The 6,732-nt window shown below is 41.9% G+C and carries 8 protein-coding genes and 1 pseudogene; 2 read left to right on the top strand and 7 right to left on the bottom strand.

The window, feature by feature from the left end; all coding sequences use genetic code 11:
- Positions 1-89 precede the first annotated feature (89 nt).
- Entirely contained in the window at positions 90-260 is a 171-nt protein-coding gene (locus QZ019_RS08770) for a hypothetical protein (protein ID WP_295484309.1), read from the top strand.
- A 1-nt stretch (position 261) separates the two neighbouring features.
- Here the strand turns inward: QZ019_RS08770 and QZ019_RS08765 are convergent.
- Positions 262-375 (bottom strand): annotated as a pseudogene (locus tag QZ019_RS08765) (3-deoxy-8-phosphooctulonate synthase); the annotation flags it as partial.
- Positions 376-466: 91 nt separating this feature from the next.
- On the bottom strand, positions 467-2,221 hold the full coding sequence (locus QZ019_RS08760) for an IS1634 family transposase (RefSeq protein ID WP_295484312.1): 1,755 nt from the start codon (positions 2,219-2,221) through the stop codon (positions 467-469).
- A gap of 180 nt (positions 2,222-2,401) precedes the next feature.
- Between QZ019_RS08760 and QZ019_RS08755 the strand changes: the two genes are divergently transcribed.
- The gene (locus tag QZ019_RS08755; protein ID WP_295484309.1) at positions 2,402-2,572 is read left to right on the top strand and encodes a hypothetical protein; all 171 of its coding nucleotides are present in this window, start codon (positions 2,402-2,404) and stop codon (positions 2,570-2,572) included.
- A gap of 1 nt (position 2,573) precedes the next feature.
- On the opposite strand, the gene kdsA is transcribed toward QZ019_RS08755, so the two are convergent.
- The 5 genes from kdsA to QZ019_RS08730 form a co-directional block, all read right to left on the bottom strand.
- Positions 2,574-3,425 (bottom strand): 3-deoxy-8-phosphooctulonate synthase, encoded by an 852-nt coding sequence (gene kdsA / locus QZ019_RS08750; protein WP_294567008.1) that lies wholly within the window; start codon positions 3,423-3,425, stop codon positions 2,574-2,576.
- A 12-nt stretch (positions 3,426-3,437) separates the two neighbouring features.
- Positions 3,438-4,262, bottom strand: coding sequence for a peptide chain release factor N(5)-glutamine methyltransferase (gene prmC / locus QZ019_RS08745; RefSeq protein ID WP_294567006.1), 825 nt, complete (start codon positions 4,260-4,262; stop codon positions 3,438-3,440).
- Positions 4,262-5,356, bottom strand: a complete 1,095-nt coding sequence (prfA, locus tag QZ019_RS08740) for a peptide chain release factor 1 (protein WP_295484305.1) — start codon at positions 5,354-5,356, stop codon at positions 4,262-4,264. The genes prmC and prfA overlap by 1 nt, the downstream gene beginning before the upstream one ends.
- Positions 5,357-5,473: 117 nt before the next feature.
- Entirely contained in the window at positions 5,474-5,926 is a 453-nt protein-coding gene (gene yfbV, locus QZ019_RS08735) for a terminus macrodomain insulation protein YfbV (protein ID WP_295484302.1), read from the bottom strand.
- A 15-nt stretch (positions 5,927-5,941) separates the two neighbouring features.
- On the bottom strand, positions 5,942-6,732 hold a 791-nt coding region (locus tag QZ019_RS08730; protein ID WP_295484299.1), incomplete at its 5' end, for an MATE family efflux transporter.

Raw genomic sequence — 6,732 nt, 5'->3', positions numbered from 1 at the left:
CGGGAAATGAGAGTAGAACAGGGAAAACTAGAGATTTATGCTTCTAAAGTCGGGACAAAAAATTAGGATCTGTAAAACTTATTTATGACGTGATTTTAGTAGCATCTGCTGCCTGCATTGCGCTTATATTTTCTCACGGAACGGAAATACAAGGAATAAGAGAAGGAACTGTAATAGGCGCAATCATTATCGGACCGCTGGTTCAGTTGATGTTTCCGCGTTGCGCCTTTTTTAAAAGATGGATTTTAAAATCCGCTTAATTTAACGAATATCAAGCGGAGCCTGGGACTTAACCAAAGCATCAAGTTCTTTTAAATCAGTAAGGAACGGCTCAAGTTTATCCAAAGGCAATGCGCTTGGTCCATCACACAGCGCTCTCGACTTTAGAAGCTTAAACAAAAAGGAAAGCCGCTACTGACAAGCAATAGCCGGCTTTTCTATGCATCAAAAATAGTTGTCTAATTTTTTAAATCACTAACTTCATGTTAGAGCTTACCTTAAGCTTCCTTGCTAACCCTATGCTGTCTTCAATAGCAGCCGGCGGATCAATCCCGACGACACGCATCAGGTTATCGACCGTTTCGGCATACTCGTTGTTCTTGTTCGCGTCGGCACTAATCCCTTGCTTAAGGTACAGCGTTTTCTTGGTTTTATCTTGCTCTAAAATCGTCATCCTTGCTTGCCCAAGCAGCTCAATGATTTTCTGTCCCGATAATTCAATGCCGGCTTGTTCAATTCGGTAATGCGCCAAACGTTCCATTACCAATGCCAGATAACAAACCAAAAAGTGTCCCCGGATTTTCTTCGGCGTCCATACGTAGACCGGCCGTGCATCAAGATTAGTTTTCATGACTCGGAAACATTCTTCGATATGCCACAGATTCCGCAGGTCTCGATAAATCTGCATTGCGTCAGTGTTTTTGTGCGAGGTGATAAGTGCGTAGTAGCCTGCTTGCTTTTGGCGTTTTTTGTACAGCTCCTCATTGCTTGAGTATTCAACTTTTGTACCTTTTTTGATTTTTAGAAACTGTCTAACCCCGTGTTTTATCGATGCATTGACAGCTCCGGTACCTTTTTCTAAAAGTTTTCGGCATTTTTCAAAGCGTTCATTAAGAACCTTGAGGTCGTGGGCTTGGCGCTTAGCCGACCAGGTCACAATGATTTTATTATCAAGCTCGGAAGACGAACTTTGATCTAGTGTTTTGACTTTGAATGTCTCTGTGTTATCGCTCGAAACCAGCACTTCATCCCAGTTATCATCACTGAAAACTTTTTCTCGAATATTCTCCGTTAATCGGTTAATAGACTGCGCAACGATGTAGTCAAAATTCAAATTTGTCAGGCTTTTCAGATTTAAATGGGAATTTAGTCCTCGATCTGCAACCACGGTCACTCTCTGCAGGCGGTTTTTCATTTTGTAGTTGTTGACCACTTCGATGATGGTGTTCATTTCCGACGTATTGCCGCGGAATAACTCGTAGTCGATAGGAATACCCTCGCCGTCCACCAGAAGTCCGAGAACAACCTGAACTTCGTTGGTTTTGTTCTCTTTGCTCATTCCGCGGGCTCTGAGCTCGTCTGAATCAAACGATTCGAAGTAGAAAGTCGTTACGTCGTAGAACGCTATGGTCTTGACTCGTGCGTAAATCTCTTCAAGGTTTTTGTTGAGATTGGCTATGACGGTGGTCTTTTTGTCTGCCAAAACATCAAGGCTGTTATAGATGTCATCAAGCGTAAGATTGCTAAAATCGAATACCAGCTCATCTTTGGCGCTAAAGGTCTTGCTTTTAGACATCGGTCTGAGAATACGCATTGCGGCCAACAGAAAGACGGTTTGCTCAAGGTCATATTTGATGGCGCCGCGGGAGTTGCGTTTAGCGCGGTCAAACCAGGTGTGCAGTTTTAAGCTCTCCCAGATTTTTCGATAGAAGGCGATACCGTAATTGACCTGTTTAAGCGCTTTTTCCCGGACAAGGTCAACCGATTGCAGGTGCCGGTTAACCCATGCCTGATTAGCAGCTTCGGCATCCGCATTCAAACGTGCGACTTCTTTTCTGATTTCTTCATCGATATTAGGCTCCTTGTGTCGAAGTTTGACTAAATCGCCGTAAGTGCGAACTGTTCTTGAAGAAGAGCCGTGACGCTGCTTGCTATAGATATTTTCGACGATTGCAGCGTATTCCCTGCCGTTTGTTTTAGTAACTTTGAGACGGAAAGCCATAAATTGCCCTCTTATAGTTTTATAACATTATATCATATTTGCCGCTAATTTGACACTTATTAGACATATATTTATGATTCATAAATTTCGACGGGAAATGAGAGTAGAACAGGGAAAACTAGAGATTTATGCTTCTAAAGTCGGGACAAAAAATTAGGATCTGTAAAACTTATTTATGACGTGATTTTAGTAGCATCTGCTGCCTGCATTGCGCTTATATTTTCTCACGGAACGGAAATACAAGGAATAAGAGAAGGAACTGTAATAGGCGCAATCATTATCGGACCGCTGGTTCAGTTGATGTTTCCGCGTTGCGCCTTTTTTAAAAGATGGATTTTAAAATCCGCTTAATTTAACGAATATCAAGCGGAGCCTGGGACTTAACCAAAGCATCAAGTTCTTTTAAATCAGTAAGGAACGGCTCAAGTTTATCCAAAGGCAATGCGCTTGGTCCATCACACAGCGCTTTATCCGGATCAGGATGAGTTTCAAGAAAAATACCTGCAAGCCCTATGGCAACACCGGCTTTTGCCAAATCAAAGGCCTGAGCTCTTCTTCCCCCTGAGGCTTGAGCATTGGCTTCTCGACACTGCAGCGAATGAGTTACGTCAAAAATCACAGGTGCATTGCCTGACACTTTTTTCATCACTCCGAATCCAAGCATATCGACTACCAAATTGTCATAGCCAAACTGTGAACCGCGCTCGCACAAAATCACATTGTCATTTCCAGTCTCATGAAATTTTTCAATAATATTGGCAACTTGCGCAGGAGCCATAAATTGCGGCTTTTTAACATTTACCGGCTTTTTAGTTTTTCCTAAAGCAAACACCAAATCACTCTGCCTTGCTAAAAAGGCCGGAAGCTGCAGAACATCAACGTGCTCGGCAACCTGAGCGCATTGATAAGGCTCATGAACATCAGTAATGATATTGACATTAAATTCGCGCTTTAAATCATCGAAAATTTTCATTCCGGCTTCAAGTCCCGGACCGCGATAGGAACGCAAAGAAGAACGATTGGCTTTATCAAAACTGGCTTTAAAAATGTACGGAAGCTGTAATTTATTAGTTACTTCCATAAATTTTTCACAAACGCGCATCGCCAAATCACGCGACTCAAGAACATTTATGCCGCCGAAAACCGTTAAAGGTAAATCGTTTGCAATAGTGATATCGTTAACTTTTACCTGCTTGGCCGCCATGATTTTCTCCTTCTATTTTCGAAAAATTCCGTACGTTACGCGCTCATTTCCACCTAAATCCTTAAGGGTCATGACTTCACTAAAACCATTTTCCGTCAAAATGTCACGTACGCGCTTACCTTGATTATACCCATGCTCTAAAAGTAAAGCACCGTCATTGTTTAAAAATTGCCGTGATTCTCGTACGATGAGTCTGATATCGTCAAGCCCGTCTTGGCCTGATGTTAAAGCTCCTATAGGTTCAAAACTTAAAGCTTTTAAATGTTCATCGTTTTCTTCTATATAAGGTGGATTAGAAACGATCAGATCAAATTTTGCATCTTTTAATCCGGAAAACCAAAAACTTTTAATGAAAATAACATCAAGATTAAAAAGTGCGGCATTTTCCTTTGCCACGTTAAGAGCCCCGTCAGAAATATCCACCGCAAAAGCTTTGATTTCCGGGCGCTCGTGTTTTATCGCCAGTATAATCGCGCCACTGCCTGTACCTAAATCCAAAACGGAAGAAGCTTGCTTAAATTTAAGCGCAGTTTCAACTATAAGCTCGGTATCAGGACGAGGGATAAGGACATCTTTATTAACTTTAAACGGTAATCCCCAAAATTCCTTATAACCCACAATATAAGCTATAGGTTCACCTGCCATGCGTCTTGAAATTAGATTTCTATAGCGAACAACAAATCTATCTTTTATTTCATCATTATCATGCGTTATTAAATAACTGCGGGGGCAATTAAGTACCTGCATCAAGAGCAAATCGGCATCTAAGCGTGCCGATTCGCATCCTGAAGAAATAAGGCGTTTTCTGCCCTCCTGCAAAAGGGCTTTTAACTGCATTACAGTCCGCCCTGTTTTGCCATTTCGGATAATTGTTCAGCCTGATATTCTTCAATCACCGGTTTTAAAATAAGATCAAGATCGCCCTCTAAGACTTCACTTAAACGATAAAGGGTCAGATTGATGCGATGATCGGTAACACGGCTTTGAGGGAAGTTATAAGTACGGATACGATCAGATCTGTCACCTGAACTTAATATACTGTGACGTGCTTCTGTTTGTTCGGCAAGACGCTTATCTTCTTCCATTTTAGCCAAGCGTGATAACAACACTTCCATTGCTCTCTCACGATTACGATGCTGAGAACGTTCATCTTGGCACTCAACCACAATACCGGTAGGAATATGTGTAATACGAATTGCAGAATCAGTCTTATTAATGTGCTGACCGCCGGCTCCGGATGCGCGGAAAGTATCAATACGTAAATCGGCAGGATTGACCTCAGGAGCTTTTGACGGCGGGATTTCCGGCAAAACCATAACCGTACAGGCAGAAGTATGAACGCGGCCCTGAGCTTCAGTAGCAGGAACGCGCTGTACACGGTGACCTCCTGACTCGAACTTCATATAACCGTATGCGCCTTCACCTGACAACTTAGCAATAATTTCCTTATAGCCACCGACTTCACCTTCGCTTTGTGAAACCACTTCAAGCTGCCAGCCCTTTGACTCACAATATTTTGCATACATACGATAAAGTTCACCGGCAAACAAAGCTGCTTCATCACCACCGGTACCGGCGCGAATTTCAAGGAAGCAGTTGCAGTCATCGCGATCGTCATGCGGCAACAGCAAAAGCTGCAGCTCATGCTCAAGTACTGCTGCTTTTTCCTTAGTAGGCTCAAGCTCTTCTTGAGCCATTGCCTTCATATCTTCATCGTCACCTTCAAGCATAACCTGCATCTCTTCAAGATCATCAGACGCACGCTTATACTCCTGAAAGGTGTTTACCATAACCTGTAAACGTGAATACTCTCGATTCAATTCACGAAACTTTTCCTGATCGGCAATAATTTCAGGCTGACTTAATAACTGTTCTACTTCCTGATGGCGCTCGCACAAAGATTCGAGCTTACGAATAATACTTTCTTGCATTTTTCAAATGATTATAAAAAGAAGCGGCATCACTACCGCTAGGGAACACGCTATATAACAACGGAGCAATATTCTAACATATACGACAACTTTTCCTGCAAAGGAAGAGCCGGATAATCATAGAGTTTTTAAAATATCCCTTCCGAATTTAGCTAAACCTTCCTTTACAGTAACGGCAAAATCCATCATAACAGGATCAATTGCGGGTTCTTTTTGCAGTTTTTTACACAATTCTTCGTAATAAAGCTTCTGCTTTTTATTAAGTTTAACCGAAGAACGCTTACCGAACCAATAATATCCCTGCAGCGGCAACACCAGCAAAAACAGCACGCAGCATAAAGTTACCGGCCAATTGCTTTTTAACGTATAAAAGAACTCAACGCCTTTAAGACCTCCGCCCATTATAAAATTCCAGACAATTAAAAACATAATAAAAGGCGGCAGCAAATATTTTCCAAGACGCATAATATATTTAACCCGTCCTTCAGTAAAAATGGAGCCTAAAATAGGATCTTCAGGCCATATTTCCATATATTTAATTCCGTCTTTAAACGTCTTTATAAAGCTCACTTATTAAAACTCCTGCTATGCCTGCTGCAAATGCTTTTGATAATTAAGTTTTGCCGCCTTTTCCCAAACGCGAGAGCGCCATCTTAAAAACATACTGATACCGCGTACCCACTCATCTGCCGCAAAACCTATCCACACGCCCAAAAGACCAAGACCGCAATGCAGCCCAAGAAAACAGCCTAAAGGAACACTTATACCCCACATCGAAATTACTGCCATGATAAGCGGAAACTTGGTATCTCCTACAGCACGAAGCGAATTGATAATAATTATATTTAAAATTCTTCCGGGCTCTTGGATCACCGTTAAAAGAAAGATCGGCGTTGCCAAAGCTAAAACCTCAAGGCTGTCGGTAAATTGAGAAATAATGAATTTACCGGTTCCAAGAGGGATTGAGAAAGTTATCAATATCGTTGCGCACATACCGATTTTTACTGAACGCATTAACTGCTTATAAGCTAAGTCAAGCTGCAAAGCCCCCGCATAGTGCGCTATCAGAATCTCCGTTCCCATAGCAATTGAAATCGAAAACAGCATCATGATAAGCACCATCTGAAAATATATACCGTGAGTTGCAAGAGGAATCGCTCCCATTGATGCCACCACTGCCGTCATAAACATATATTGACTGTGCCAGGATAAATTCTCTCCGGCACCGGGAAGACCTATGTTTAAAATAGCGGCAAAAATCTTCTTTTTAAAAGCAAAGAGAAAACGCGGGATAATTCTGATTTTTGTACGTCTTAAAATTAACGGTATATAGACAAGACATGCAATTACGCGTCCGATTACCGTACTTACGGCTA

The sequence above is a fragment of the uncultured Succinatimonas sp. genome, from assembly GCF_905203285.1.
Taxonomy (GTDB): Bacteria; Pseudomonadota; Gammaproteobacteria; order Enterobacterales; family Succinivibrionaceae; genus Succinatimonas.
The sequence above is the reverse complement of the archived record's forward strand: the minus strand, read 5'-3'. Positions and strand labels throughout refer to the sequence as shown.